Annotated in this window: 24 protein-coding genes; 5 read left to right on the forward strand and 19 right to left on the reverse strand. The window is 69.2% G+C overall.

Annotated elements, in window-relative coordinates; translation table 11 throughout:
• Positions 1–428: 428 nt before the first annotated feature.
• Positions 429–1,178 carry an SDR family oxidoreductase gene (locus tag ACFVBH_RS04935; protein ID WP_378999868.1) on the reverse strand — a complete coding sequence of 250 codons (750 nt, stop codon included), beginning with the start codon at positions 1,176–1,178 and terminating at the stop codon, positions 429–431.
• Positions 1,179–1,430: 252 nt separating this feature from the next.
• Between ACFVBH_RS04935 and ACFVBH_RS04940 the strand changes: the two genes are divergently transcribed.
• On the forward strand, positions 1,431–2,306 hold the full coding sequence (locus tag ACFVBH_RS04940; protein WP_354986883.1) for a TIGR03619 family F420-dependent LLM class oxidoreductase: 876 nt from the start codon (positions 1,431–1,433) through the stop codon (positions 2,304–2,306).
• Between the two features lie 98 nt (positions 2,307–2,404).
• On the opposite strand, the gene ACFVBH_RS04945 is transcribed toward ACFVBH_RS04940, so the two are convergent.
• Positions 2,405–3,415, reverse strand: coding sequence for a malate dehydrogenase (locus tag ACFVBH_RS04945; protein WP_378999871.1), 1,011 nt, complete (start codon positions 3,413–3,415; stop codon positions 2,405–2,407).
• A 248-nt stretch (positions 3,416–3,663) separates the two neighbouring features.
• Between ACFVBH_RS04945 and ACFVBH_RS04950 the strand changes: the two genes are divergently transcribed.
• Positions 3,664–4,365: a hypothetical protein gene (locus ACFVBH_RS04950; protein ID WP_378999873.1), complete on the forward strand. Its 702-nt coding sequence runs from the start codon at positions 3,664–3,666 to the stop codon at positions 4,363–4,365.
• Positions 4,366–4,541: 176 nt separating this feature from the next.
• On the opposite strand, the gene ACFVBH_RS04955 is transcribed toward ACFVBH_RS04950, so the two are convergent.
• Positions 4,542–5,189: a hypothetical protein gene (locus tag ACFVBH_RS04955; protein ID WP_354986886.1), complete on the reverse strand. Its 648-nt coding sequence runs from the start codon at positions 5,187–5,189 to the stop codon at positions 4,542–4,544.
• A 376-nt stretch (positions 5,190–5,565) separates the two neighbouring features.
• A complete protein-coding gene (hisS, locus tag ACFVBH_RS04960; RefSeq protein ID WP_378999876.1) occupies positions 5,566–6,840 on the reverse strand; it encodes a histidine--tRNA ligase in 1,275 nt (424 codons plus the stop codon).
• Positions 6,841–6,968: 128 nt separating this feature from the next.
• Between hisS and ACFVBH_RS04965 the strand changes: the two genes are divergently transcribed.
• Together ACFVBH_RS04965 and ACFVBH_RS04970 are read left to right on the forward strand one after the other, a co-directional pair.
• A complete protein-coding gene (locus ACFVBH_RS04965) occupies positions 6,969–7,847 on the forward strand; it encodes a peptidylprolyl isomerase (protein WP_378999881.1) in 879 nt (292 codons plus the stop codon).
• A gap of 407 nt (positions 7,848–8,254) precedes the next feature.
• The gene (locus tag ACFVBH_RS04970) at positions 8,255–8,809 is read left to right on the forward strand and encodes a hypothetical protein (protein WP_354986889.1); all 555 of its coding nucleotides are present in this window, start codon (positions 8,255–8,257) and stop codon (positions 8,807–8,809) included.
• A gap of 235 nt (positions 8,810–9,044) precedes the next feature.
• On the opposite strand, the gene ACFVBH_RS04975 is transcribed toward ACFVBH_RS04970, so the two are convergent.
• The 13 genes from ACFVBH_RS04975 to ACFVBH_RS05035 all read right to left on the reverse strand — a co-directional run bounded on the left by ACFVBH_RS04975 (position 9,045) and on the right by ACFVBH_RS05035 (position 24,319).
• Positions 9,045–9,431, reverse strand: a complete 387-nt coding sequence (locus ACFVBH_RS04975) for a DUF4913 domain-containing protein (protein WP_354986890.1) — start codon at positions 9,429–9,431, stop codon at positions 9,045–9,047.
• Positions 9,428–11,290 carry a type IV secretory system conjugative DNA transfer family protein gene (locus tag ACFVBH_RS04980; RefSeq protein ID WP_378999884.1) on the reverse strand — a complete coding sequence of 621 codons (1,863 nt, stop codon included), beginning with the start codon at positions 11,288–11,290 and terminating at the stop codon, positions 9,428–9,430. Before ACFVBH_RS04980 ends, ACFVBH_RS04975 begins: the two co-directional genes overlap by 4 nt.
• Before the next feature lie 37 nt (positions 11,291–11,327).
• Positions 11,328–11,855 (reverse strand): hypothetical protein, encoded by a 528-nt coding sequence (locus ACFVBH_RS04985; protein ID WP_378999887.1) that lies wholly within the window; start codon positions 11,853–11,855, stop codon positions 11,328–11,330.
• 158 nt (positions 11,856–12,013) lie between these two features.
• A complete protein-coding gene (locus ACFVBH_RS04990) occupies positions 12,014–12,322 on the reverse strand; it encodes a transposase (RefSeq protein ID WP_354986893.1) in 309 nt (102 codons plus the stop codon).
• The gene (locus ACFVBH_RS04995) at positions 12,319–14,436 is read right to left on the reverse strand and encodes a hypothetical protein (RefSeq protein WP_378999889.1); all 2,118 of its coding nucleotides are present in this window, start codon (positions 14,434–14,436) and stop codon (positions 12,319–12,321) included. Before ACFVBH_RS04995 ends, ACFVBH_RS04990 begins: the two co-directional genes overlap by 4 nt.
• Positions 14,437–17,517: 3,081 nt before the next feature.
• Positions 17,518–19,008: an SCO6880 family protein gene (locus ACFVBH_RS05000; protein WP_354986895.1), complete on the reverse strand. Its 1,491-nt coding sequence runs from the start codon at positions 19,006–19,008 to the stop codon at positions 17,518–17,520.
• Entirely contained in the window at positions 19,005–20,480 is a 1,476-nt protein-coding gene (locus ACFVBH_RS05005) for a hypothetical protein (RefSeq protein WP_354986896.1), read from the reverse strand. The genes ACFVBH_RS05000 and ACFVBH_RS05005 overlap by 4 nt, the downstream gene beginning before the upstream one ends.
• A 51-nt stretch (positions 20,481–20,531) precedes the next feature.
• Complete coding sequence (locus ACFVBH_RS05010) at positions 20,532–21,356, reverse strand: hypothetical protein (RefSeq protein WP_354986897.1); 825 nt, start codon at positions 21,354–21,356, stop codon at positions 20,532–20,534.
• Positions 21,357–21,411: 55 nt separating this feature from the next.
• The gene (locus ACFVBH_RS05015; protein WP_354986898.1) at positions 21,412–21,675 is read right to left on the reverse strand and encodes a hypothetical protein; all 264 of its coding nucleotides are present in this window, start codon (positions 21,673–21,675) and stop codon (positions 21,412–21,414) included.
• Positions 21,675–21,965, reverse strand: coding sequence for a hypothetical protein (locus ACFVBH_RS05020; RefSeq protein ID WP_378999893.1), 291 nt, complete (start codon positions 21,963–21,965; stop codon positions 21,675–21,677). Before ACFVBH_RS05020 ends, ACFVBH_RS05015 begins: the two co-directional genes overlap by 1 nt.
• A gap of 160 nt (positions 21,966–22,125) precedes the next feature.
• Positions 22,126–22,791, reverse strand: a complete 666-nt coding sequence (locus ACFVBH_RS05025; protein ID WP_354986900.1) for a DUF6668 family protein — start codon at positions 22,789–22,791, stop codon at positions 22,126–22,128.
• The gene (locus tag ACFVBH_RS05030) at positions 22,788–23,663 is read right to left on the reverse strand and encodes a hypothetical protein (RefSeq protein WP_354986901.1); all 876 of its coding nucleotides are present in this window, start codon (positions 23,661–23,663) and stop codon (positions 22,788–22,790) included. Before ACFVBH_RS05030 ends, ACFVBH_RS05025 begins: the two co-directional genes overlap by 4 nt.
• Positions 23,664–23,680: 17 nt before the next feature.
• Positions 23,681–24,319: a hypothetical protein gene (locus ACFVBH_RS05035; RefSeq protein ID WP_354986902.1), complete on the reverse strand. Its 639-nt coding sequence runs from the start codon at positions 24,317–24,319 to the stop codon at positions 23,681–23,683.
• A gap of 331 nt (positions 24,320–24,650) precedes the next feature.
• Between ACFVBH_RS05035 and ACFVBH_RS05040 the strand changes: the two genes are divergently transcribed.
• Positions 24,651–25,412, forward strand: a complete 762-nt coding sequence (locus ACFVBH_RS05040; protein ID WP_354986903.1) for a 3-hydroxyacyl-CoA dehydrogenase — start codon at positions 24,651–24,653, stop codon at positions 25,410–25,412.
• A gap of 76 nt (positions 25,413–25,488) precedes the next feature.
• Here the strand turns inward: ACFVBH_RS05040 and ACFVBH_RS05045 are convergent, their stop codons facing one another.
• Positions 25,489–25,800, reverse strand: coding sequence for a pyrimidine/purine nucleoside phosphorylase (locus ACFVBH_RS05045; RefSeq protein WP_354986904.1), 312 nt, complete (start codon positions 25,798–25,800; stop codon positions 25,489–25,491).
• A 35-nt stretch (positions 25,801–25,835) separates the two neighbouring features.
• Positions 25,836–26,492 carry a pyridoxamine 5'-phosphate oxidase family protein gene (locus ACFVBH_RS05050; protein WP_378999897.1) on the reverse strand — a complete coding sequence of 219 codons (657 nt, stop codon included), beginning with the start codon at positions 26,490–26,492 and terminating at the stop codon, positions 25,836–25,838.
• Between the last annotated feature and the right edge of the window lie 151 nt (positions 26,493–26,643).

The following is a 26,643-nucleotide window of genomic DNA, read 5'->3' on the forward strand; positions in this document are numbered from 1 at the left end:
ACGCAATCGAATCGACGGCGAGATACGTCCCGCGCCGATCGGACTGCCGAGCCGCACCGCACCGCTTTGCCCGACCGCGCCGGATCGACTGCCCGGCGCCGCACAGCCCGGCCGCCTCGATCGAACCGCCCAGCCACGCTGCCACGACGACCCCACCGCCCGGATTCGACCGCCGGGACGCCGTAGAACCCGGCGGCGCCGATCGAGCTGCCGAGCCACGCCGGCCGGAACCACCCGGGCCACGCCGGATCGACTGCCGTGCATCGCCGATCATGGTGCCGCGCCACGAGGCCGGCCCCGCCGAAAGGTGATGCCGCGGCCGTCGGAGTAGCTGCTCCGGGACCGCGGCATCGTGGAGGCGGAACGCGATTTGTACACCTCGCGGGCTCCGACACCGTACGGGGGCCGGTGCGTGACCGGCGGGTGGATCAGACCGCTGTGGGGCGAACCTGGGCGTCGATCCCGCCGTCGATGACGAACTGAGCGCCGTGGATGAAACCGGCCTGCGGGCCGAGCAGGTACGCGATCAGGGACGCTATCTCATCGGGAGTTCCGTTGCGCCCGATCGGCGGAATGAAGTTGCGAATGGCCTCGCCGTAGCGCGGGTCGTCCATGCCGGCGCGCAGCAGCGGGGTGTCGACGCCGCCGGGGGCCACGGTGTTCAGGCGCACGCCCGCCGCTCCCCATTCGGGCGCGCGTTCGCGCACGGCCACGGTCACCGCGTTCTTGGACGAGGCGTAGGCGTACTGGCCCGCGAAATCGCCCGCCTCGGCGAAGGCTTCGGCCTCGGTCCCCTTGTTGATCGGGTTGTCGGCCCACTGGATGTGGGTCGAGGCGACCGACGAAACCACCACCGCCGCAGCCGATTCGCCCTTGCGCAGCGCCGGGAGCAGCGCGTCCAGGAAGGCGACGGTGGCGCGGTAGTTGATCTCGACCAAGAGCTCGGGGTTCGGAACGTGCGGGCCGACGCCCGCGCAGAGCACGAGTCCGCTCAGCGCGCCGCCCGAGCGTTCGAGCACCGCGTCGACGGCCGCGGCCCGGGCGGCCGGATCGGTCAGATCGGCGGTGATGTCGGCGTTGCGCAGGTCGATGCCGATGACGTCGTGGCCCGCCGCGGTGAGCGCGGCGGCGGTGGCCGCTCCGATGCCCGACCCGGATCCGGTGATGGCAATGGTCATGCCTGCGATTAGAACAAGGTTCAGATTACTGCCGCAACCCACCCCGCTGCCGATCTCGGCTATCGGGACCGCCCGCCCCGGTCACCAGCCGGGTGCGCTACAACGGATCAGGCACTTCGGGCCGATCGGCGGCAATTCGCCCCGATCTCGCCGACTACTGGCCAGTGCGCTCGAACCCCCGCTAGCATCACGGCTACAAACTAGAATCTGTTCTAGTTTTCGTACTTGCTCACCGTCGAGAGGACGATCCCGATGCGCTTCACCTACGCGGAGGCGATGACCAACCCGGATTACTACATCCCCCTGGCGCGGGCCGCCGAGGAGGCCGGGTTCCACAGCATCACCGTCGCGGACAGCATCGCCTACCCGGCGGAGTCCGACTCCAAGTACCCGTACAACGCCGACGGCAATCGCGAGTTCCTCGAGGACAAGCCCTTCATCGAGACGTTCGTCCTCTCGGCGGCCATCGCGGCTGCCACCACCACCCTGCGCCTGACCCCCTTCGTGCTCAAGCTGCCCATTCGCCCGCCGGTACTGGTGGCCAAGCAGGCGAGTTCGCTCGCACGCCTGAGCAACAACCGTTTCGCGCTGGGCGTGGGCATCAGCCCGTGGCCCGAGGACTTCGACATCATGGGCGTGCCGTTCGAGAAGCGCGGCAAGCGCCTGGACGAGTGCATCGAGATCCTCAAGGGCCTGTCGACCGGCGAGTACTTCGAGTACCACGGCGAGTTCTACGACATCCAGAAGATCAAGATGACCCCGGCCCCGACCGAGCCGCTGCCGATTCTGGTGGGCGGGCACAGCGACGCGGCGCTGCGGCGCGCGGTGCGCCTGACCGACGGCTGGATGCACGCGGGCGGCAAGCCCGAGGATCTGGATCGGTACCTGGCGCGCATCAACGAATTGCGCAGCGAGCGCGACAATCCCGGTGAGTTCGAGATCCACGCGGCCTCGATGGACGCGTACTCGGTCGACGGCGTGAAGCGCATGGAGGACAAGGGCATCACCGACGCGATCGTCGGCTTCCGCAACTCCTACGCCAAGGAGCACGACACCGAGACGCTCGACGAGAAGATCGTCAAGATCAAGTGGTACGGCGAGAAGATCATCGGCAAGCTCAACAGCTGAGCACTCGCGCCCGGTAGGCAAGGGCCGGAATCCGATTCGCGTGCGCTCCCACACCGGGAGCGCACGCGATGTGCGTTCGGAGTCGGCCCGCTCGCGACTCAGGAGTGCTTGGCGAAGCCGAGTTCGATCACCGCGTCGCGCTCGGCCGCCAGCTCCGCCACGCTCAGATCGATTCGGGCGCGCGAGAAGTCGTCGATCTCGAGCCCCTGCACGATGCTGTGCTCACCGTTCGCGCAGGTGACCGGGAACGAACTGATCAACCCGCGCGGCACCCCGTACGACCCGTCCGAGGGCACGGCCATCGAGACCCACTCGCCGGGCGCGGTACCCAGCACCCAGTCGTGCACGTGGTCGATGGCGGCGCTGGCCGCACTCGCCGCCGAGGACGCGCCGCGCGCCTTGATGATCGCGGTGCCGCGCTGCTGCACGGTGGGAATGAAGTCGTTCTCCACCCAGTTCCGGTCGTCGATGAGCTCGAGGGCGGGCTTGCCGCCCACCGTGGCGTAGCTCAGGTCCGGATACTGCGTGGCGGAGTGGTTGCCCCAGATGGCGATTCGCTCGATGTCGGCGGCGGCCGCGCCGGTGCGCTGGGCGACCTGCGCGATGGCGCGGTTGTGGTCGAGCCGGGTCAGCGCGGTGAAGCGTTCGGCGGGTACGTCGGGCGCGTTGCTCATGGCGATGTAGGCGTTGGTGTTGGCCGGGTTGCCGACCACCAGCACCTTCACGTCGTCCGCGGCGTTGGCGTTGATGGCCGCGCCCTGATCGGTGAAGATCGGGCCGTTGGCCGCGAGCAGGTCCGCGCGTTCCATACCCGCGGTGCGCGGTCGCGAGCCGACCAGGATCGCGATGTTCGCCCCGTCGAAGCCCACCCACGGGTCGTCGGCGATGTCGATGCCGGCCAGGAGCGGGAACGCCCCGTCCTCGAGTTCCATGGCCACACCCTCGAGGGAGGAGACCGCGGCCGGTATCTCGAGCAGTCGCAGCCGGATCGGTGTCCGCTCGCCCAGCAGCGCCCCGGACGCGATGCGGAACAGCAGCCCGTAGGCGATCTGCCCGGCGGCGCCGGTGACGGTGACGGTTACGGGTTCCGGACGACCTTGCTCGCTCACCACGAACTCCTCGCATAGTCGAGATATCCGTTTTCACCCTATCCCCGCTCACACCAGGAAAGCCCCGGCCGTGAGCCCGGAAGTGATCAACCAGACACCGGGCCATCCGCCTCGATCAAGCTCACCACCTGCATGTTTATCCCGGCCACAGCCGATTCCAACCGTTTGCCACGCTCCGCGTTAAGCCACCCGGAAGATCATTCACGCGACCGCGCTCCACGGCGCGGCCGACCGGGGAGGTGTTTTCGATGGGGTGGCTCTGCGTACTGATCGTGGTGGGATTCGTCGGCTTGATGATGCTGGCGGCGGCGCGTTCGGCCCGGGCCGAACGCGAACGCGTCGACCGCCTGTATCACTGGGCGGCCGCGGCCGGATGGCGGGTGTATCACCGGAGCGACGCGCCGTGGACCGACCGGCTGCCCGGCGGGCACCGGCACGGCATCGACATCAGTCTCGTCGGCCGCCTCGGCGGCCACTGGGTGACGGTCGCGGAGTACTCGTACCAGACCTTTCACACCCGCTCCAGCGGTGATTCCACCGTCACCGACACCACCACCCATCGGTACGTGGTGACGGTGGTGCACCTCGACCGGCAGTACCCGCCGCTCGAGGTGCGCGCCCAGGGCATGTGGTCGCTACTCGGCCGGGCCCTGTTCGGCGATCGGAAGACCGCGACCGGAAACCCGTTGTTCGACTGCACCTTCCGCATCGACGCGGGCGATCCGGCCTATGCCAAGGCCATGGTGGGTCCGCACCTGATCGAGGCGCACGTGGCGGGCGCGGTCCCGCTGTGGAGTCTGGCCGGGACCGACCTGCTCACCTATGTACCGAACGCCCAGCTGCACGATCCGCGCGCGATCCCCGGCTACGCCGCCCCGCTGCTGCGCGTCGCGGATCTCCTGGGCCACCGGGAATTCGGGTCGCTGTGGAATTCCGACCAGTCGCGCTGATTCCGCCGCCCCGGCCCGGTTCCTCGGTTCCACTGCGCCACTATGAGCCACAATTTCCGAAGTACGCTGCGCGCCAAGCCATCCCGACCCGTGTGCGCGCGCCGCTCACGAGCAGCCCGCTCCGAGCCGCCCACGGGCTCGAGCAGCGTGCGGCGTGGCCGGAAGCGCGACCGCGCTCAGCGGGTGAGTTCGGAGATATCGGCGTCGGACAGGACGACCATCGGGACGACATCGCGCGAGCGGACCATCTTCATCGCCCGATAGAGCGGGCGTTCCTCCGCGTTGGCGTCGCGGGCCTCGGCGCGCAGCTGGTGCACGAGGAGCTCGGAGACCGCGAGGGCGGCCGCCAGGGGGCAGGTGGCCAGTGCGTCGGCGAGTTTGCGCAGGCCCAGGATGTGTAGTTCGCGGCCGCTGCCGGAATCGGTGTAGATGGCCAGGGGCACCGTGCGGGTGTCACCCTTCGAGGTCACCCGCAGCAGTACCCGGCTGATCTTGCCGGGGTACACCAGGATCTCGGTGCCGGTCGCGGCGGCGAGGTCGACGCTGTGTTCGCCGTGCCAGGTGCGGGCGCGAATCACGGTGCCGGACAGCGATATCCGCTTGCGCTGCACCGCCATCGCGTAGAGCGCGGTGGGTGCGCCCAGCACCAGCCCGATGGCCACGGCCACCGGCCAGCTCACCCACAGCGCGGTCAGCAACCCCATCCCGATGCCCACGCCCAGCGCGGCCAGGGTGAGCCGCCGCAGCGCCGGCGCGAGCAGCTCGGGCGCCACGAGATCGAGGCCGACCTCGGCGGCGGCCCCGGATGTCGATTTGTCAGTCACAGTTGCGCATTCGTCCAAGTGCATCAGGCGCGCCGCGGCTGCCACGCACCGCCGGGACGCTACCAGGACTCTCGCCCGGCGTGCCCGACTTCCGAATCCATTGTCCGGCAGCTCACCGGGGGCTCGGGGCACAACGGCTCACGGCGTACCGAACGCCGCTGCGGCTCCGCGATTTCGGCCCCGGCGAACGCACGAGAGAAGCCGCCCGGTGACTGCCCCGACTCCAGGTCACAGCGCGGCACCTAGGCACCACGGCACCGAAGCACCACGGCAGCAGCCGACCGGCCGCACCCGTTGCCGCGCGCACGCCGCTCCAGGAAACGACACCGCGCCCCGGACTCGAAGTCCGGGGCGCGGTCTGTCCTTGGATCTGCGCCTACTCCCCCGCGAGAGCCGCGGCGATCTGGGCCACGGCGTCGTCCAGGGCGATCTGCCGCTGCTCACCGTTGCTCAGATCCTTCAGGCCCAGCTCGTTCTCGGCGACCTCGCGCTCACCGAGCACCAGCGCGAAGCGCGCCCCGGACTTGTCCGCGGCCTTCATCGCACCCTTGACCCCGCGACCGCCGTAGGCGATATCGGTGCGAATCCCGGCGGCGCGGAGGTCGCCGGCCAGCACGACCAGGCGCTGCTTGGCCACGTCGCCGAGCGGCACGCCGAAGACGTCGATGCGGGTGCCGTCGGTGGCGGACTTGCCCTCGGCCTCGAGCGCGAGCACCGTGCGGTCCACGCCGATGCCGAAGCCGATGCCCGAGAGCGGCTGCCCGCCGAGCTCGGCCATGAGCCCGTCGTACCGACCGCCGCCGCCGATGCCGGACTGCGCGCCGAGCCCGTCGTGCACGAATTCGAAGGTGGTCTTGGTGTAGTAATCCAGGCCGCGGACCATGCGCGGATTGACCACGTACGGCACGCCGAGCGCATCCAGGTGCCCGAGCACCTGGTCGAAGTGCGCTTTCGCGGACTCGGACAGGTGATCGATCATCAGCGGCGCGCCCGCGGTCATCTCCTTGACCTCGGGCCGCTTGTCGTCGAGCACGCGCAGCGGGTTGATCTCGGCCCGGCGGCGGGTCTCCTCGTCCAGCGGGAGCTTGAACAGGAACTCCTGCAACAGTTCCCGGTACTGCGGGCGGCAGCTGTCGTCACCGAGGGAGGTGAGCTCGAGCCGGAACCCGTCGAGTCCGAGCGAGCGGAAACCGCGGTCGGCGATGGCGATGACCTCGGCGTCCAGCGCCGGATCATCGACGCCGATGGCCTCCAGGCCAACCTGCTGCAACTGCCGGTAGCGGCCCTTCTGCGGGCGCTCGTAGCGGAAGAACGGCCCGGCGTAGGCCAGTTTGACAGGGAGCTGGCCCCGGTCGAGCCCGTGCTGGATGACCGCGCGCATGACGCCGGCGGTGCCTTCGGGGCGCAGGGTGAAGCTCTCACCGTTGCGGTCGGCGAAGGTCCACATTTCCTTGGAGACCACGTCGGTGGACTCGCCGACGCCGCGCGCGAACAACGCGGTTTCCTCGAAGATCGGCAGCTCTATGTGCCCGTATCCCGCCAGTCGCGCGGTGTGGATCAGTGCGTCGCGCACGGCGACGAACTCCGCGGAGGTGGGGGGCAGATAGTCGGGTACCCCCTTCGGGGCACGGAAGCTGCTGGTCTTGGTCACGCCGTCCAGTTTTCCCCATGGTGCTTATCCAAGTCCAACCGGTTAGTGTGCACCGGTTATAAGGGAGCGTCTCAGGAAGTGATGGCACACTCTTATGCCGGAAGCAACCGATACGGAGGGACTAGCTAGTGCCGAGCAATGAACAGCGACGCGCTGCGGCGAAACGGAAGCTGGAGCGCCAGCTGGCGAACCGCGCCTCGCGGGCACGCAAGCAGAAGCAGATGACGATCGCCGCCTCCGCCCTGGGCGTCGTGGTCGTGATCGCAGCGGGTGTCGGCCTGTACCTCTGGAACCGCGGCGACGACAACGCGAGCACGACCGCGACCTCCGAGACCCCGGACGCCTCGCTCTCCTCGGCCGCGCCGCTCCCGGTCGCCAAGGCCAAGCCCGCCACGGTCAGCTGTGACTACCGCAACGCGCAGAGCCCGGCCGCCAAGCCGGTCGAGAAGCCGGGCGCGGCGGACATCTCCACCACGACCAATCCCAAGGCCACCCTGGAGACCAACCAGGGTGCGATCGGCGTGACGCTGAACGCCGCCGAATCGCCGTGCACGGCCAACAGCTTCGTGAGCCTGGCCAAGCAGAACTTCTTCGCCAGCACCCAGTGCCACCGCATGACGACCGGTGCGGGCCTGCAGGTGCTGCAGTGCGGCGACCCGTCGGCCACCGGCATGGGCGGCCCGGGCTACCAGTTCGACAACGAGTACCCGAGCGATCAGTACGACGCCGCCGATCCCGCGGCGCAGATGCCGGTGGGTTACAAGCGCGGCGTGCTGGCCATGGCCAACGCCGGCCCGGATCAGACGGACGGCCGCGGCACCAACGGCAGCCAGTTCTTCCTGGTGTACGGCGACTCGCAGTTGCCGCCCCAGTACACGATTTTCGGCACCATCGACGAGGGCGGCCTGGCCACCCTCGACAAGATCGCCAAGGCCGGTGTCGCGGGCGGCGCGCCGGATGGCAAGCCCGCCCAGGACGTAACCATCCAGTCGGTCCGAATCGACTGACCAGCATGGTTTTTCGGCCCCGATGCTCGTGTAGCACCGGGGCCGTTCGTTTTTCGCGAAAAGCAACCGCATACCTCCACGGAACCTCCTGCGTAAGGGTTCCCTAACCAAAGAAAATCCTGAGTTTTCGCTGAGATGCCGGAATTGTGCGATATATGCTGTATCGCGACTCGCGCGTACGGTGGTATCCGAGTTTTCGCTGGTAATCTCGTAGAACGGAGTACGAAGCGGCGTAGTAAGGCCCACCGGGCAACCCCCAACGGACCGAGCCCCCAGCGCCTCCCAGCACTCCCGGTGTCACGTTCGCAGGCGGGACATAGCTAGCCGAATCACCGTTCGTGTGGCGATGTTCGAGACGAAGCACCACAATCATCCATAGTGATCACTGCAGCATCGGGGAGCAGGCAATGGCCGAGGAACTCGACGACATCGGCGCCCAGACCGCGGCGATGATGAGGCAAATGTTGCAGCTCGCGACGCTTGTCGCGCTGCGCACCCGGGAACGTGGCCAGAAAGAAGCGGAAGCGCGCGTCAAAGTCACCGAAGCCCGGCACAAAGAGGCCCGTGAGCTCCAGCTCCGGGAAGCCGCGGATTCCAAGGCGAAGGATCCGCGCAACCTCGAACTGGCGCGCATGATCGAGAAGCCGCCGCTGGACAAGGGCGTATCCCTCGAGAAGGACAGGTTCGCCGCGCAGGCCGAGGCCACGCGCATGGCCGCCACGCAGGCCGCCATGAACAAGAACCTGGTCCGCTACGACTCGGTGGAGCGCCGAACCGCGCTGGCCCAGCACCTTTCTCGCATGGGTATCGCGCCGGAGCTGGCCGCGGTCCGCATGCTGCTCGAGGTCGGGCAGGCGCAGTCGGCGGCCGAAGCGGTCAAGGCCCGGGAGCAGGAAGCCGCCGTCGCACAGCGCCGGGCGCGGGAAATGGAAGCCCGCGGCCTCCAGCGCACCCGCACCTAGATTCGCACGAGTTCACGGTGAACCACAGCGGCACAGCCTGATCGGGCTGTGTCGCTTGCTCATCCGGCCGGTCCGCCTTCGTCCACGGCTCCCGGCCGACAAATAATTCCCGCACGGCCGCACGGCATCCCGAAGCGCGGTCACCGCCCGGCTCGACACGCCCGGACTCGAATCGTGTTCACAACGATTCGGTTTCCGGCCGGGACCGAGCCCCGGCCGTCGACCGCCATCCGGCTCAGAGCCGGAAGTCCCCCATCGTGGGATCGCTGAACAGCCCCTGCTGCGGCGACTTCAACGGCAGCGGCGTGAGCATGTCCTTGTGCCCGTTGCGCACGCTGCAGTACTTGAACGGTCCCTTGGGGTCGAACAGCTTGGCCATGTGCGGGTCCGCGTGATCCAGGAACCACACGCTCAGACCGGTTTTGCCGTCCTGGCGGTAGTGCTCCCAGGCGCGCCACATGGCATCCAGGCGCGCGACCGCCTCGGCGTGCTTCCACCATTCGGGGCACCAGACCGTGTCGCTGATGTCGGTCACTTGACGGCGGTACACCAGGCTCAGGTAGTTCTCGACGAACTCCACCACGCTCTGGTAGACCATCGGTTGTTGCTGCTGTTCGGTCACAGCGGCCGGACCTCCTCGATTTGCCCGGCGTCTTTCGCCGGTTCCTGCTTGATCAGTGACGGCGCGCCGATCAGATCGGTGATCTCGGTCTTCTTCCGCGGCGACGGATCGTGCTTGGTGATCGATTCCTTCACCGCGGCAGCGTATTCGCCCTCCCACCACGGCACCGTGCGCACGAGCACCGCCGGCGTGCCGGAGGAGAACACGATGGCCCGCCCGCGCGGCAGCGTGGCCAGGCCGTGCACGTCGAAGGTCTTGGACGAGCCCAGGGACCGCGAATAGCTCTTGCCGCCACTGGATTCGGAGACCGAGGACGAGATGCTGTCGTACGCGCCGATGGCCTCGGAGCGCTCCTGCAGGAACTTGGTGTCGTCCACGCCGCTGCCGAGCACCTTGATGTTGGCCGCGGCCCACAGGGCTTCCATGCCGTCCAGGCCCCAGCAGCGCGCGCCCTGCGCCCAGGACTGCAGCACCGTCATCACCACGATGCCGCGCGAGCCGAAGTGGCTGTACTGCTTGGGCAGATCCTTCCAGCGCACCACGTTCGCGGCCTCGTCCAGCACGGCCAGCAGCGGGATCTCGAGGCGACCGCCGTGCGAGCGCGAGGCCTCGCGCATGGCGATGTCGATGACCGCCTCGGTGAGGGCGCTGACCAGCGGGGCCGCCGATCCGCGGCCTTCGAGCGAGAGGCAGTAGAGCGTGCCGTTGTCGCGGATGAAGGCGAGTTCGTCGAACTGCTCGCCGCCCGCCTCCGGGGTGATCCAGCGATGCACGTTGGAGAGCTTGAGGCAGCGCACCATCTTCTTGGCCGTGCCGAAAACGCCACTGCGCGTGCGCTCGTCGACGTTGTACTGCTGGGCCAGACCCGAGGCCATGAAGTGGAACCGGCCGGTGCGGCGCAGCAACTCGATGGGCTCGGTGTCCTGCGGGTTGGTGACCCATTCCCAGCACTGGGTGATGGGCCGGTCGGCCACCGCCGCGGCCAGGAACAGGCCCGCCAGCAGATCCTCGGCCTCCTGGTCGAAGAAGCTGTCGGTGGAGGTCGCCATCCCGCCGCCGGCGCCGTCGTCCGCGTCGGCGAAGTGCCCGGCCAGGCGGGCCGCGCGCATCTCGCAGCCATCGGCGCGGGCATCGATCCAGGCCAGTGGATCCCAGTGCCAATTGCGCGCCCGGTCATCGCGATTCATCGGATCGCCCGCGATGTCCTGCGGGTCGAAGATGAAGATCGGGCTGCCCTTGTTCTGGCGCACGTCGCGGGTCGCGTCGACCACGTCGCGCTTGTTCGAGGTGACCAGCGCGGGGCCGATGGCGGCCAGGATCGCCGGGATGACACGCGAGGTCGTCTTGCCCTGGCGCGGGCCCCAGATGTCGATGTGCAGGTCTTCGTAGGAGCCGTAGAGCATGCAGCCGTCGGCCACCGACATGCCGATCGGGACGCCGGGCATGTCGTTGTTGCCCAGCCGCATGCCGAGCTGGGTGGCCTTCTCCCGCACACCGGCGTCGGTGAGCGATTTGATGGCGCCGCCCGAGCCCATGTGGTCGGCCTTGTCGTCGACCGCGAGGCGTCCGATCGCCTTGCGCGCCTTGACCCTTCGCTTGTACAGCTGGTAGCCGACCGCGCTCAGCACGATCAGCAGCACGATCACGGTCGCCCAGCCGGGCCAGTACAGCTTGCCCTTGGCCAGGTCGACGACGATGGCGATCGGATTGATCGGCAGATCCTGCTTGGGCGAGGACAGGGCATTGCCCATCTGGATGGACACCCACAGTGTTCCCAGCACGGCGAATGCCGCGTAGATCATGAACAGCGTGGTGTCCGGACCCGGTGCAGCGGGATCCTTTACCGGTTGCTTCGCCATCTCCAGCCTCCTCAGATGACCTGTAAATTGATGCGGCTCAACGGAATTCGTCCAGCACCCAGCCGCCGGGGCCGCGCACGACGGTGGCGACGACGGTGGTGGGCGACAAGGGTTCGCGACGGCCGTCGGGATAGACGACCGTCTGTTCGATGCCGATCTTGTATCGCTGACGGCCGGGATCCGCGCCGGGCGGAGCCTTCTCACCGGATGCGAACGCGAACGCTTCGACGTGAGCCCCGGATTTGCTCCAATCGGCCCACTGCAACGTCGCCTTCGGCGTCGCGGCACCGGCGGGTGGTGCATCCAGTGTACGGATCAGCGTGGGTCCCAGCCATTTCCGAGCGCGCGCGAGCGCGGGAGCGCCCTGCACCTCGGTGGCGGGATACCAGGTGTAGATCTCACGCAGGGCCGCGACCGCCACGCCCTCGCCGCTGGCGGGATCGGGGGCCGGGGCGCTGAGCAGCAACCGGGTGGTGGAGGTGGGCGTTTGCAGCGGACCCGAGCCACCGTCGGAATCGCTACTGCCGCACGCGGCGGTCAGCATCGCGACGACAGGCACCAGCATCACCACCAGTTTCGCGCGTTGGGCCGCCGGGACCGCATCGCCCGGTCCGTGCCGGCGGCGCAGCTTCGGACCTGCGTTCCAGGCTAGTCCTACGAGCCGAGCGCCGGGCGATACCAGCGGTTTTCCCGAATCGGCGTGTCCGATTTGCCGGGACGCGGTCATGAGCCCCGCTTGGCGTGATTCAGCGTTTCCACCAGGCTGCGGTTCATCTCCGCGGCCGCTGCCAGCTGCTGCTGTAGTAGCGCGACCTTGCGGCGCAGGGTGCTCGCGTCCATCTGCTCCAGGCCGGGGCTCTCCGCGGCGCGCACCCAGTTGCGGACCGAATTGGTGTGCACGCCTATCTGTTCGGCGACCACCCGGCACGCCTCGGACTCCGAGCGCATCTTCGCACTCAGCGCGACCACCTGTTCGACGGCGGCCTGACGCACCTCCGGCGACACTCTTCGGTAGGACCGGTGCGGCATCATTCGGGGTTCCCGTCGTCGTCGGTGCCGCGTCGGGCGGTGGTTTCGGTGAATTCGCTGAAACGCTGGTTGGTGTCGTGGATTCCGCTCTCCTTCTCCGAGGGCGAGAACTCCATGTGGAACGGGATACCGGGGCGGCGGTCCTCACCGATCTTGATGAGGAACTTGCCGGTGCCGGGGGCGGACGGGCGCAGCTGGCCGGGTTTGAGCGCCTCGCCGGTGAGCGCCTGGGGCGCGGACCAGCTGGTGACCATGTCCTCCTCGGCGGAGGTGAACGGGACGATCGAGTCCAGCCGGCCGATCTCCTCCGCGGGTAGCGCGCCGAAGATCTTGGCGCGGGCGCGTTCCAGGAAGCCGAGCGCCTTGGAGATCGCCGCTTCCGAGCCCAGGGACTGCAGATCCTTGATGGTGTGACTGATCATGATCAGCGCGGTGGCGATGCTGCGCTGGAGGCGGGTCAGCTCGTCCACGCGGTCGACCATGAAGTCGCCCAGGCCCAGCACCTGCCACAGCTCGTCCATGACGACCTGGAAGTAGCGCTGCGGGCCCAGGCCGGCGTCGGCCAGCACGTGCGCGGCCTCCACCGAGGCGAAACCGTCGGCCCAGCAGGCCAGCATGACCGCGGCCTTGAGCTTCTTGTCGCCGTTCGGGATGTGCGAGACGTCGATGCAGACCGCGGTGGAGTTGGTGTCGATGGGAGTAGTGGTGTGGCCGTTGAAGATCGCGCCGAACGGACCCTGGGTCAGCGCGCGCAGCGAGCGGCGCAGGCCCTTGATGGCGTTCTGGTATTCGTCCGGATTGTCGGCGCCGGCGTCGAGCATCAGTTCGTCGCCGCCGTTGACGATGACGGTGAGCAGATCCTCGATGATGGGCGGCTGGTCCGGGGTGAAATCGCTGCCCTCGCGGTACAGGATGCGCAGGGCGGTGGAGATGAGGGTTTCCTCGTAGTCGCGCACGCGCGCGCCGCGCACCAGCTCCACCAGGCCCGCGACCAGGGTGACCTGGCGGGCGCGCATCTCCTGCATGACCTGGGTCTGCAGTTCGGGCATGTCGTCGAGCCGGGGCACGATCGAGCCCAGCACGCCGGCCGCGAGCGGATTCAGTTTGCCGTGGCCGTAACCCAGGTCGATGACCTGACCGCCGACCAGCTCCACCAGCTTGCGGTAGTCGGGCTTGACGTCCGCCAGGATCAGCGGGGTGATGCCCTGTGCGACGCCGCCCAGCACGATGCGGCGAACCAGGGAGGACTTGCCGAAACCGTTGAGGCCCAGCACGAAAAGGCTCGGGGCGGTGATGAAGCTGCCGCGCATGAACCAGTTCATGGGGTCGAAGCAGACCGGGGCGCCGGTGTGCAGGTGCGAGCCGAGCGGGGTGCCGATCAGCGGCGCGCCCGCGCCGACCGACCACGGCCACAGCCCCGCGACCTGTGCGGTGGTGGCGCGGTACTCGACCGGGCGGCCGACCACGTTCATGCGCCCGCCGCCCGCGCCGATGTAACCGCGATCGGTGAGTTGTGCTGTGGTGCGGTCGAATTCGTCGACGCTGCCGTATTCGATGCGCTCGACGCGGGCCGCGAAGTTCCGGCGGCGCAGATCGTCGGTGTGCAGGCGGAAGGTGGCCCATACCGCCCGCAGGCCGTTCTGCTCGCGGACGATGACCTCGAGCTTGGCCCGGGTCGCGTCGTCCAGCAGCTTCGGCCCGGTCTGGCGCTTCTTCGCGGCCTTCTTCCGCTCCGCGGCGCCCTTGGGCACCCGGGTCTTGGCCTTGTCCGTGTCCTTGCCTTTGTCCTGTCCGCCACGCCGCGAACCGGATTCGCCCTCGATGCGCGCGGGGCGCGCGGTCCGCTTGCGCGCCGTGCGATCCCCGGCCTCACCCTCGGGCCGCGGCCGCCGGGTGCGCCCGGAGTTGCCCGAGCGCCCACCGATGTGGACCCGGTCCGCGTCGGTGGGCCGCGACCGGCCCTCGCCGGTCCGCTCGCCCGTGCGCGGCTTCGAGTCCGAGCCCCCGCGTGCCGATTCCCGGTCCGTCCCCCGCTGTTCGCCGCGCCGTTCCCGGCCGTCGGCCTCGCTCCGGGACCGCGCCGACGCGTCGTCGTCGCGCCGCGCGCGCCCGCTCACCCGCCGAGTCTCGCCGCTGCGCTCGCCCGTGCCGGTCCCGCGCCGACCGTCTCCGGACTCTCCCGTGCCGGTTCCGCGCCGAACGTCCCTGGCTTGACCTGTGCCGGCGCTTCGGCCGGATTCTCCTGCCGCGCCGGTCCGCCCGCGCTCACTGCCAGCGCTGTCCGCGCCGTGTGCTCGCTGCCCCGAGCCGGGCGGCCGATGCGGCCCCGTCCCGATCTCGCCCGCGTGCGCCCGCTGACCGGCCCCGTGGGCGCGCTCGGCGGTGTCGCCCGCGCGCGGCCGCACTTCCTGCGCTACCCGCCCGGCCGAGCCCCGATCGCGTTCGCCCCCTTCGGTTCCCGCCCCTGACACGCCGTCGTCGCCACGTTCCCGGTCCATGCGGTCCCCCTCGAATCGTTCCGAACCGGGTGCGGCCGTTCCCTCCGCCTGCCCCGGGCGCGCGTCCTCGCGCTCCGAACTTCCTGAGCCACCAACCTGTTCCGACCCCGCCACCGACGGGCCACCCGTTCCCGCCCCGGCTCTTCGCCGCCCCCCGTCCACCCCCGAAGACTTCGCATCGGCGTCCGCCGACGCTCCGGACACGGAGCTGCCACCGGCGGCTACCGCACCGGCCGATGCCGCACCGACCGACGCCGCACCGGTTGATGCCGCACCGGTTGAATACGCTCCCCCAGCGGCGTCTTTCGCCGCCGAGTCCGCTTCGCCCCCACCGGTGCCACTCCCCCGAACCTTGTGTCCACCCGAGGCGTCGGCTCGGACACTCTCACTGCCCCCACCGCCGCGAACGAGGTCGCCACCTGTATCGGTTCCGCCCCGGTTCGCACGCGCGTCGTCGGTCCGCGCCCGTCCACCGGCGCCCTCCCCCACGTCCGAGCCCCGCCGCTCACCGGTTTCCGTTTCCAGCGACAACGACGGGATGGAACGCCGCCCCACCCGCCGGGCCTCGCCCGGAGTCCGCGGCTCCACGTCGTCCCCCGTCCGTCCCGGTTCTCCCCGGACCGCCCCGGAACCCGCACCTCGCGAATCCCGTTGCCCCGCAGCATCGGACAAGCCTTCACCAGCCGAACCCGACCGCACGCTCCCGGTGTCCGAACCACCTCGACCGGCGATGTCCCGCTCGCCCGACCGTCGACCGCCGCCGACCACGTCCGAACCCGCCCGGACGGCATCGCCCGACAAGTCTCCGCCGACGTCCACCGACGCGGCGCGGTCGCTGCCGACGCTGCGCCCGGCTGCGGCTCCACCGGCCGATGAGGCGGCCCGCGCATTCGCCGAGGCCGACCCCGCGCCGCCGCTGAGCTCCGATGCGCGGGCGGAAGGCGTTGTCGCCGAAGTGACGGTGCCCACCGACCCCGCCTGCCGGGGGTCCGGGTCGGAGATGGCCTCGGATCGAGCGTCGCTGATCTCCGGTCCGGCAGGGCCTGCACCCGCGTGCCCGGGTGACGTGTCTCGGCCGACCGTCTGCGCATTGCTCACGGCGCTGCGGCCGGCTACGTCATCGCGCGCACCGCTGCCCGACGGGGCGTCGCCGGCCGGGACGGCTTCGGGTACAGCGTGTTCGGCAGGGCTTCGGGTAGCGGCCGGGCCCGAGGCCGTGGGTGCGCCTGCTCGAGCGGAAAGATCGGGTCCCGCCCCACGCGATCGGCCGACGGTCGACGGCGCGTACCCGCTCTCGCCGGTTGCACCACCGTCCCGATGTGCGTCGGCTGTCGCCTGCTTCGGGGATTCGGCTGTGCGCGAGGTGTTTTGGCGTGGGATGGCCGAGCCATCCGGGTTCGTGGCGGCGGCGTGCGCCAGCGCTTCGGCGCTGGTTCGCTCGCGGTCGACTGCTTCCGGAGCCGCGCTGGCCGACTGATCCGCGGCCGAAGTCCCGGTCGAACCCCAGTTCTCGATGTCGCGGGGCGCGGGAGCTGCCGGGGACGGGTCGACGGGGAGGGCGGGGATGGGGCGGCGTGGGGGGCCGTACGCGCCCGCGCCGCGGTTCGCGCCGAAGGTGGCCGAATTGGGCTGGGGGCGGGCGAGTGGACGGCGTTGGTCTCCGGAATCGGTACGGGACCAGGGGGGCTCGCCCACTCGGGTGCGCGGGAGCATGGTGCGCTCGAAGGACGATTCGGGGCGGCCACCGGTGTCCCGCCGGGAGTCGGCCGACGTGGCGGAATCGGAACCTGCCGCGGGGCCGGAATCAGCGCCGCGCGCCGCCCCTGCCACGCTCGAACCCGTCGCGGCGCTCGAGCCGGCCGACGCACTCGAATCTGTCGCCGGGCCGAAACCGGCTGCTGTGCTGGAGCTCCCCGCACCGGCCGAACCACCGTCTGCACCCGCATTGCCGGCACCGGTCGATCCACGCACCGCACCCGCATCGCCCGCGGTGCTTGGACCACCTGCGGCACCCGCGCTGCGCGCGTCGGCCGTACCACCCACGGCACCCGCATTGCGCGCGCCGGCCGTACCACCTACGGCACCCGCACTACTCGTGGCGGCCGCACCTCCAGGGGCACCCGCATCTCCGGGGGCACCCGCACCGCGCGTGCTGCCCGCACCACCCGGGTGGCCCACAGTGCTTGTGGCAGCCGTGCCGCCAGCAGCACCCCCACCACTCGCGGCAGCCGCGCCACCCGCAGCGCGGAGGCCGGGTCCGGCGGTCGAACCGGGCCCGCCGGGGAGCCCGGTCTCGGGAGTCGAGCCCGTGCCGGGCTCGGGGTCCTGGGTCGTGCGGCCGGGATCCAGTTTGTAAGCCGAGCGGCGGGGTGGGGTGGACGAATCCGGTTGGCGGGGCTCGGGGCCGGGGGCGTCGGGGGTTTCGGCGGCGGAGTCCGTCGCGGAATCCTCCGGGGCGGGGTGGATGAACGTCTCCGGGGGGACCGGGTCGCGGCGGAGCATCCGGCGGTCGGGGAGGGTGCCGCGGCGGGGGCGGTGCTCATCGCGGGCCACGCGGGCCGAGGGCCAGGACTGGTCGGGGTCCGCGGGGGTGCGGTCGGGTTCGTCCGCCGTACCCTGGTCGCGGCGAGAACCGCGACGCGCCGAGGCGGCGGCGTCGCGGTCCCGGACCGGTGGTTCGAAATCACGTGGCATGAACTGTTACCCCGCAAGCGCTTTCGGAATTGTCGCGTGCTCCGGCAGGATCACCCCGCAGCCGAGCGAGGCTGCGAAGGCCGCCGCCTGGTAGCGGTAGCAGCGCCGGATCTTCAACCGCGACTGGGTGGACAGGTCGCGGGTGATCGCCTCGATGCGGGGCAGATCCCCGCGCAGCGGCTCGGTGATGGTCACCAGCGCGCCGAATCGCGTGACGCCGTGCCCGCGCGCCTGCTCCTCGCGCGCCTGCTGCGTCGCGCCGACCCGAATCGTCGCCGCCGCCGACACCACGCCGCGTTCACTCTGCTGAGCCACCAGCGCGTTCTTGTAGTCGTCGTCCACGATCTGCGCCGCGTCGCCCGCCGAATGCGGCCGGTACACGATGGTCACGCGCTTGCGCGGCACCTCGGGATTGGGCGCGAGCAGCCGCTGCAGCACCCGCTCGTCCACGGCGCCCTCGGGCGCGGTGTCCATCTCCCAGGTCACCGAACGCCCGCCGTCGTGGATGAAGTGATCCCACCGCTCCTCGTGCGAGACCGGCCCGGCGTCGGCCCAATCCAGCCCGTGCCCACCGGGTTCGCCCGCCGCCACCTCGAGATCGGCCTGCGCGGCCGGATCGTAGCTGCGCCGGATGAAGGAGATGACGTCGTCCGCCGACATGGGCTGCGCGCGCACGCCCGCCTCGGCCAGCGCCGCGCAGATGCCCGGCAGCCGGCGCCCGATCTCGACCGCCTCCTCCGCCGGATTCTTGCGCCGCTCGGCCGTGGTCGCCTTGAACGTGATCGACACGCGCGGCAGCAGCTGTACCCGCTCCTGCGGCAGTTCGGTCGCCAGCTCGTACATGACCTGCTGCGCCAGATCCGGCGCTTCGGGCCGGGTGATGGCGGAAACCTCGGTGAGCAAACGGTTTCCGGTCTCGGGCACGGTGTCGATGACCGGCACCACCGCCACGATGTCGGAGGTCTGCCCCAGCGAGGCCAGGAAGGTGCCCCACGCGGACACCCACCGGTCGATCACCGGCTGATCCACGGCCTCGTGCCCCTGCGGCCACGCCCGCAGGACCACCGTGTACTGCCCGAACTGCGGCAGGTGGATCATGCCGAAGCTGTACCCGCCGGCGTCGATCCCCTCGTACAACCGTGAGGGCGCCATGATTCCGGGCAGCCGGGTGACCCCGCCCGGAATCCGGGAGAACCGGCCGCCGCGATACACGTGCTCGCCCCTGCTGCGGCCGCGCAACCAATGGAACATCATCAATCCCGTCTCGTAGCCGGAGCGTCCCCCGGTCCGCCACACCAGTGGAACCATGACGACCAGACCGAAGACCGCGACGAACAGCGCCGGTTTGGGTCCGGCGATGAGCGCGGTCAGCAGCGCGGTGATCACCACCGCGAAGCCGACCACGGTCTCACCCCAGCGCAGGCCGAAAAGTCCTGCGCTGCGGGGCTTTTGCCACAGTCCGTACGAGCGGCGCTCGTAGGTGTCGGTCATGGTCATCGTGGGATGGTGCTCCTGCCGAGGTCGGGTGAACGGTTGGTCCAGCGGTCACCGGCGAGATCGCCAGCGGCCGCATCCGCCCGGTTCAACCCGGCTGTCGCGGCTCGCACCTGCGAGACCCGGTTCGCTGCTGCTCGTGCCGCGCCTGACGGTACTGCCGCATTGCCGCCCGGCCCGGAAGGACTCGCGGCGGCCGCGCCACCGCCGCCTCCGCCGCCGCGCGGTGGCAACGGCCGTCCGGCAGCGCCGCCGGGACCGCCCGGCCCACCGGGACCACGCGGTCCGCCACGACGCGGTCCGACGAATCCGGCGTTGCCCGGCCCGGCCGCCACCTTCGCGCCCACGGCCCGGCTGCCGACCGCACCGATGGCGGCGACGCCGACGAGGGTGCCGGTGGTGGCGGTCAGACCCGAACCGCCGCTGCCCACGATCGCCACGGCCGGGGTGGCCAGGCGCATGAGGGCGGGCAGCACGAACGCCGCGCTGCACAGCAGCACGATCGCGACCAGCATGCGCTGGGCCTGATCGGCGTCGGGCAGCCCCGCGGTGGAGGTCAGTTCATCGGTGTTGCCCGCGGTGGTGAACGCGATCATGTAGACGATCGCCGCCACCGGTTTGTAGAGCATGAACGCGATGATCCAGCTGATGAGCTTGGGATAGGACCCGCGCCCGGTCGCCGTGCCCGAGGCCGCCGCCGCCAGCGGCAGCACGCCCGCCGCGACTATCAGCAACCCTTGGCGCACAATGGCCAGCACGATCTGCGCGAGCGCCCCGAGCAGGCCGACGATCGCGATGATCAGCACCAGACCCGGCGAGAACGCCTGCAGCTTGGACGTTTTCACCATGAGCTCGGCGATGTTGCGCGCCTGCCCGTCGGTGGAATCCTGAATCACCCACTCGGAGAACTTGTCCGAGGCCTGGGTGGCCGCCACGATGACCGCGCCGAGCATCCAGGAACTGAAGATGACCCGCGCGTACATGCGGAAGGATTCGGCCGCCTCACTGACCGCGGCCCCTCGTCTGGCCTCTGCCAGTTTCGCGCCGGATAGGATCACCGACACCATCAGCAGCAATATCTGCGCCTGATAGGTGTAGTCGTTTATCTTGCTGAAGAGCGTTCCGGCGTCGCTGACCCGTTCATTGGGCAGTTTCATCCAGAAAGTCAGCGCGAGTATCAGCGCTTCGCCCAGACCGCTCATGAGCGAGTCCACCACCTTGCCGAAGGTGGAGTCCCACGCCTTGTCCCGCACGGTGGCGGCGGCGTCGGTGGGATGGGTGGCTACGTTGCCGGCCTTGCACGCGGCGGAGGCCGCGTCACCGAGGGTGAGACCGGGGATGCCGAGACCGTCGAGCGAATCGTGTAACTGGTTGCACGCCTCGTCGAAACCGTAGTTCTGTCCGTACGCCACCGTCGGTGTAGCGATCATGACGGTGAACACGACCGCGAAGATCGTCAGGATGCGCCTCAGCATGTGGTCCGCCCCTTCATGGGTCGAGTTGCCACTTCATTCACCATTTTTTCATCACCACCGCGTCCACCCCGCAAGGGAATCCACGTACTCGGTTTGCGAGGCCTTCGAGGTCGACGGCTTGAGTCGCCAGTCACCGGCGTCCCACACCATGATCAGTCGTACCGCCGCCCACAATTGCCGGTTGTCCACGACCGGACCGCGCGCCGCCAGGCGCACGATGGCCATGTCGTCGGCATAGTTCTCCACCTGGAAGCCGTCCGAGGCCACCAGGTAGCGGGTCACCTTCTCCGGCTGCTGTTTCGGCAACCGCTGATCGGCCAGCGCCTGGTCGTAGGCGGCCACCTGCTGCGCCGACACCCGGACCTGCCGCACGTAGAGCTCGCGGTCGGCGGGGCGGGCGTTGAGCCGGTAGGTGATCTGGGCGGCGGCCAGCACGGCGCCCTGCGGCGTGTGCGAGTAGCCGACGGCCAGACCGTTTTCCAGCCGTGCCGGGCCGTCGGAGGTCGAGAACGGCACCGACGCGCCGAAAACCCGCTGCCAGCCGTGCGGTTCGGTGATCCCCGACGGCAGTCCGGTCAGCCAGTCCTGGTCCGCGGGCTTGCGCTGCTTACCCGGTTCCTGCGAGAGTGGCTGCCCCGCCGCATTGTTGGGGATGTCGACCCGGCGGCCGAACAGATCAACCTCGGGCGCGGCGAAGCCCGTCGCACCCGCTTCACCCGCTATGGGTGTCGTTCCCTCGGCCTTCGTACTCGACGGGGTGTCGTCGCGGCCGATGTAGACCACGACGCCGACGATGACGATCAACGTCACCACGGCCGCCGAGACGATGACGCCGAACGAGATCCGGTCGCGCTCGGGCGACTCCTTCTCGCTCATTGCGGCGCCTCCAAAGTCTGTATGTCACTGGACAATTGCGCTTACCAAGAAAACTTTAGGTCGGCAGCAGGGCGAGCGCGATCCCACTGGCCGAACTGGCCATGATCGCGCCCATCAGGCTCACCACCACACCGTGCGTCGCGTCGTTCGCCGCGAGATCGTCGCGGAACGCGTACCACAGCTTGCCCGCGGACAGGATCATCCAGGCCAGGCACAACAGCAGTACGCACCACAGCAGCCAATCGATCAACTGCATCATGGGCCGCAGTACGTCGGCGGGCATCTGTTTGTAGGCCAGCAGGGCCACTGTGGCGGACATTAGGTGATCACAGCGTTCATGATGGTTCCCGCACTGGTGGCGATGATTCCGCCGATCATCGCGCCCGCCACCATCTTCGGCGACTCCAAACCGCCTCCTGTCCACTTCTCCCAGGCGAAGCGACCACCCGCGTAGGTGATCCCCAAGACTCCCGACAACAGTACGAACCAGGTGAAGTACCGAACCAGCTTCAACAATTTGTCCGACGCGGGTGGCGCCTCGGGGGTCGGATTGCCGACCTGGGCGAGGATGGAACCGTAGGCGTCGTGCACGACGAGGAGCATGCTCATTGTCTGTCCTTCTCCAAAAGCGAACTGCTAGTTACAATCTCGCCGATGATCGGCCATTTCGCACGGCCGGCCCCGGCAACTCCTTCGGATGAGCCTTCCCACACCCCGGCGGGCGGGGATAAAAACGTTGGTGCGCAAAGCTTTCCACTTGCCACCATGATCACTCCCCGGGTTCCGGCTGATCGGACCGGGGGGCGGATGGGGCGTCCAGTGCGTCCTGCACGGCCGCGACGATCCCCGCACCGAGCTCGCGGACATCGGGCATGACCTCTTCGAGCGCATCGGTTTTGCGTCTGCGCTGCTGCGGCGGCGGTGCGTCGCCGGGCGACCAGATCGGCAGCTGATCGGGTTCGACCAGCGTCCACTCCTCGTGCCACGGCACCTGCCACACCTCACCGGCCAGCGAGCCGACCACGTCGCGATAGCGCCGGATCTCCGCCGGGATCCGGCCCGGCCGGGCCGCGACGGTGACCAGACCCAGCACCTCGCACGAGCCGGCCAGGCCCGCGTGGTGCTGGCGCAACAGGTCGTGCGCGCGGGTCAGCCCGGAGATGGTCTCCCGGGCGACCAGGACGACGAACGGTGATTCGCGATCGAAGCCGCCCGGCCAGCGGCGGTACGAATCCGCAGCGGGCGCAAGCACATGCGCGAGGGTGCTGGCGCCCGCACCGCCGTGCACGCCCAGCAGCCACACCAGTGGCGCTCGACCTGCTCCGGGTACGGGACGGTCCCAGATGGGTGCGCGGCGGGTCTCCGGCGGCGGCACCACTCCGGCCGCCATAGCGGTCTCGGAGGAGGATCGACGTTCCTTCATGGCTGCGGTCATGATGCCACTCCAGCAAGCAGGCGGCGATACGCCCGGCGTGTCTCGGCGGCCAGGTTGCTGTGCCGCACAAGCTCTCCGCGCGCGAGGTGCGGGTCATAGGGTATCTCACGAATGTCACGGACCCAGCCGTCCAGATGCTCCCGCAAATGGTCAGCGATCCGAGAGTCGACGCCCGGCAACTGATGTGACACAACGATCGTGGTATCGCCCACAATTCCACCGCCCTGACCCTCGCCCTGACCGCTGAACTGGTCGTCGAGCCACTCCAGGGTGACGCGCAGCCGGTTGGCGGCGTCCACGCGGGCCGGAATGGCAAGGACCAGCGCGATATCGCCGTCCTCGAGCAGCGGGCGCAGGTGCCGCCCGGCGATCGGATTGCCGCCGTCGTATACGGGGGTGTATCCGGAGTCACCGATGGCACGCGCGACCGTGAGGTAGGTGGCGCGCCGGCGCAGCGGTTCGGGATCGCGCCACAGCAATCCGATCCCGGAGGTGGCCCGGGACAGGCACTCCTTGAGCGGGGCGGGCTCGTCGTCGCCGCGGCCGTAGAGCCACGACTGCAGGCTGATGGGGCTGAGGTGCTCGTCCGCGCCCCGCAGCGCCAGATCGCTGCCGGCGTGGGTGGCGTCCACCGCGACCACCTGTGCGCCCGCCGCACCCACCTCGCCGGCGATGCCGAGTGCGGTGGTCGTGGTGCCCGCGCCGCCGCAGCCGCCGACCACCAGAATCGAGCGTTGCGCGGGTCCCGGCTCACCGGAATCACCACGGCGCTTTCGCAATCGAACCACCGGAGCCTTGGAACGCGCGACACCACTCGACGACTCCCCCTCGTCGGGGACCTCGTCGAGCCAACGGCTCCAGTCCTGATCCATCTGTCTCAGCTCTCCTCTTATCCGGCCGGGATGCCCGCGGGGATATGGTCGCCGATGACCAAGGTGTCCGTCATCTCGTTGTACGCCGCCGTGCGGGCGCCCGGACCGGAACGGTCATCCTCTTCGAGTGTGCCGACGGATTGCGAAGTGTCACGCGAAGATTTGAGCGTATGTAGAGCTAATCCCCCGGCTACTGCCAGCAACAGAATGGCAACGACCAGGATCGCGACCGCGATGATTCTGCGGCGCATGTAGTGCGGCTGCGGCGCGGGTTGCGCGGGCGGCGGGTCGGCGACGGCGTCCAGCAGCGCGGACGCGGTATCGACCGGCGGAGTTCGGTCGTATTCGTCACTCTCGGACGGGAATTCCACCACGGTGGATGCCCGGTAGCGCAGTTTCGGTGTGTACGAAGCGGTTTCACGATCGGTCATCCAGTCCGACCACGCGCCCGCGAAGTGGCTGCGGCGCAGGATCGCGTCCGGCACCGGCGGGATCACCAGCTCTGCCTCGTCGTCGCTGATGTAGTGCGGGAACCGGGCCGGGCTGTCGTCCTCGCCGAATACGGTGTCGCCCTGGGCGTCGGTGAGCACCGCGCCGTCGGCGCCGGGCTCGAGGCTGGGATACCAGCGCGAAACTTTTTTGTACGACTTCAACATTGCGCGCGTACCCGTTGCGTCGGGCGCGTCGTGCTGCATCGTCGGACCCTCTCGGCGATCGGTCGTGACGGACGTCGGGCGTCGTCGGTGTCGAGCTACGGCCCGTTGTTGCCACGTTCGATCGATGTACTGCGGCAGTACGGTCCCAATCGGAAATTCTCTCGTATGTACAGAATTCCAACGACTCGACGCGCCGAGGGCACTCCTTGTAATCCGCGCGCGTACGCGATAGCAGGATCGTCGGCGTCGTGTGCACACCACGCCGGGGACCCGCTCGGTACCCCCGACACAGGAGAATCTACATTCACAAGACAAGCAATTTGGAGGTTTTGTGAAGACAGCAGACATCGCCGCGGTCGTGACCGGCGGCGCCTCGGGACTCGGCCTGGCCACTGTGCGCGAACTGCACTCGGCGGGCGCGAAGGTCGTTATCCTCGACCTTCCTTCGTCCGATGGCAAAGCTGTGGCCGACGAACTCGGTGAGCGCGTGGTGTTCTCGCCCGGCGACGTGACGAGCGAAGAGGATGTGACCGCCGCGCTCGACGCCGCCGAGCAGCTGGGCACGCTGCGTATCGCCGTGAACTGCGCCGGAATCGGCAACGCGATCAAGACGGTCGGCAAGCAGGGCGCGTTCCCGCTCGACTCGTTCAAGAAGATCATCAACGTGAACCTGATCGGCACGTTCAACGTGATCCGCCTGGCGGCCGAGCGCATCGCGGCCACCGAGGAGGCCGACGGCGAGCGCGGCGTCATCGTCAACACCGCTTCCGTCGCGGCGTTCGACGGTCAGATCGGTCAAGCGGCCTATTCGGCGTCCAAGGGCGGCATCGTGGGTCTGACCCTCCCGGTCGCCCGCGACCTGGCCCCGCTCAAGATTCGCGTGGTGACCATCGCCCCCGGCCTGTTCCACACGCCCCTTTTCGCCACCCTGCCCGATTCGGCCATCGCGGCGCTGGGCGCGCAGGTGCCGCACCCCGCGCGCCTGGGCGACCCGTCCGAGTACGGCTCGCTGGTGCGCCACATCGTGGAGAACCCGATGCTGAACGGCGAGACCATCCGCCTGGACGGCGCGATCCGCATGGCCCCGCGCTAGGGATCACGCCGCGCTGAACACGAAACCGGCCGGGAGCCAAGGGCTCTCGGCCGGTTTCGGCGAATCGGGGTACGGCTCAGCCGAAGTGGCACACGTAGTGCACGGGCTCGGCGACCTCGATCTGGAACGAGCTGTTGCCCGGCACCGAGAACGACTCGCCGCCCTTGTAGACCACGGCCTCGGTCTCCCCCGCCAGGGTCACCTTGGCCTCGCCCTCGATGAGTTCCATGATTTCCGGCGCGCCGGTGTTGAACGTCAGGGTGGCCGGCAGGATGACCCCGACCGACTTGCTGGTGCCGTCGGCCAACTCGATGTTGTGGCTGACGCACTTGCCGTCGAAGTAGACGTTCGCCTTCTTCGTGACACTGACATTCTCGAACGCGGTCATGAACTCTCCTGGTCGTGAACTCGGACAACGGTCGGTCAGCCTACCGGGGACGCACCCGGGGCCTGTGCGCCGGTGTCCGAGATCCGCGCACGCAGGCGCGCGTTCTCGCGTTCGAGTTCGGCAACCCGGTCACGCAGGGAACCGACGGCTTCCAGGACCTCTTCGCGCGGATAGAGCTCGGGGATGTGCTGGCGGCAGTTCCAGTCGAAAGCCTCGACGGTGATGACGATCGCGCGTTCCACCGGGACCGTGGTGCCGGGCAGGGTCAGCGCGGACATCAGGGCCGGATCCTGTTCGGCCTCAACCACTCTGGCGTGACCGAAGATCTTCATGCGGGCCTTGGCGGCGTAGTCCATCAGGAACAGGGCCACGCGGTCGTCGTGATCGAGGTTGCCGCGGCTGATGTACTGCTTGTTGCCGCGGAAGTCGGCGAAGGCCAGGGTGTGGGGGTCCAGGACCTTCAGGAACCCGCGCGGGCCGCCGCGGTGCTGGATGTAGGGCCAACCGGTCTCGCTCACGGTGGACATGTAGAAGCTGTCGCGCTCGCCGATGAACCAGGCCTCGTCCTGCCCGATCGCGTCGGCGACCTCGGGCACCGCCGCCATCCGTTCGTAGCCGCGCAGGCTGCCGTGTCTGCGCTGATGCTCCCGGACCGCGGGGGTGAACGCCACCTGCGCGTAGTGCCCGGTCATGATCGAGACACCGATACGGCAATATAACCAGTCATATTGCTTTGAACAGTTATATGTCCTGAGTAATTCCCGACCGGCCGAGAGATCCTCGAGCGGTCCGGCCGACATCACCGCGACCACGGCACAGACGACAGCGCGGCACCCGCTCCGG

This window comes from Nocardia sp. NPDC057668 (genome assembly GCF_042799795.1).
In the GTDB taxonomy this organism is placed as follows: domain Bacteria; phylum Actinomycetota; class Actinomycetes; order Mycobacteriales; family Mycobacteriaceae; genus Nocardia.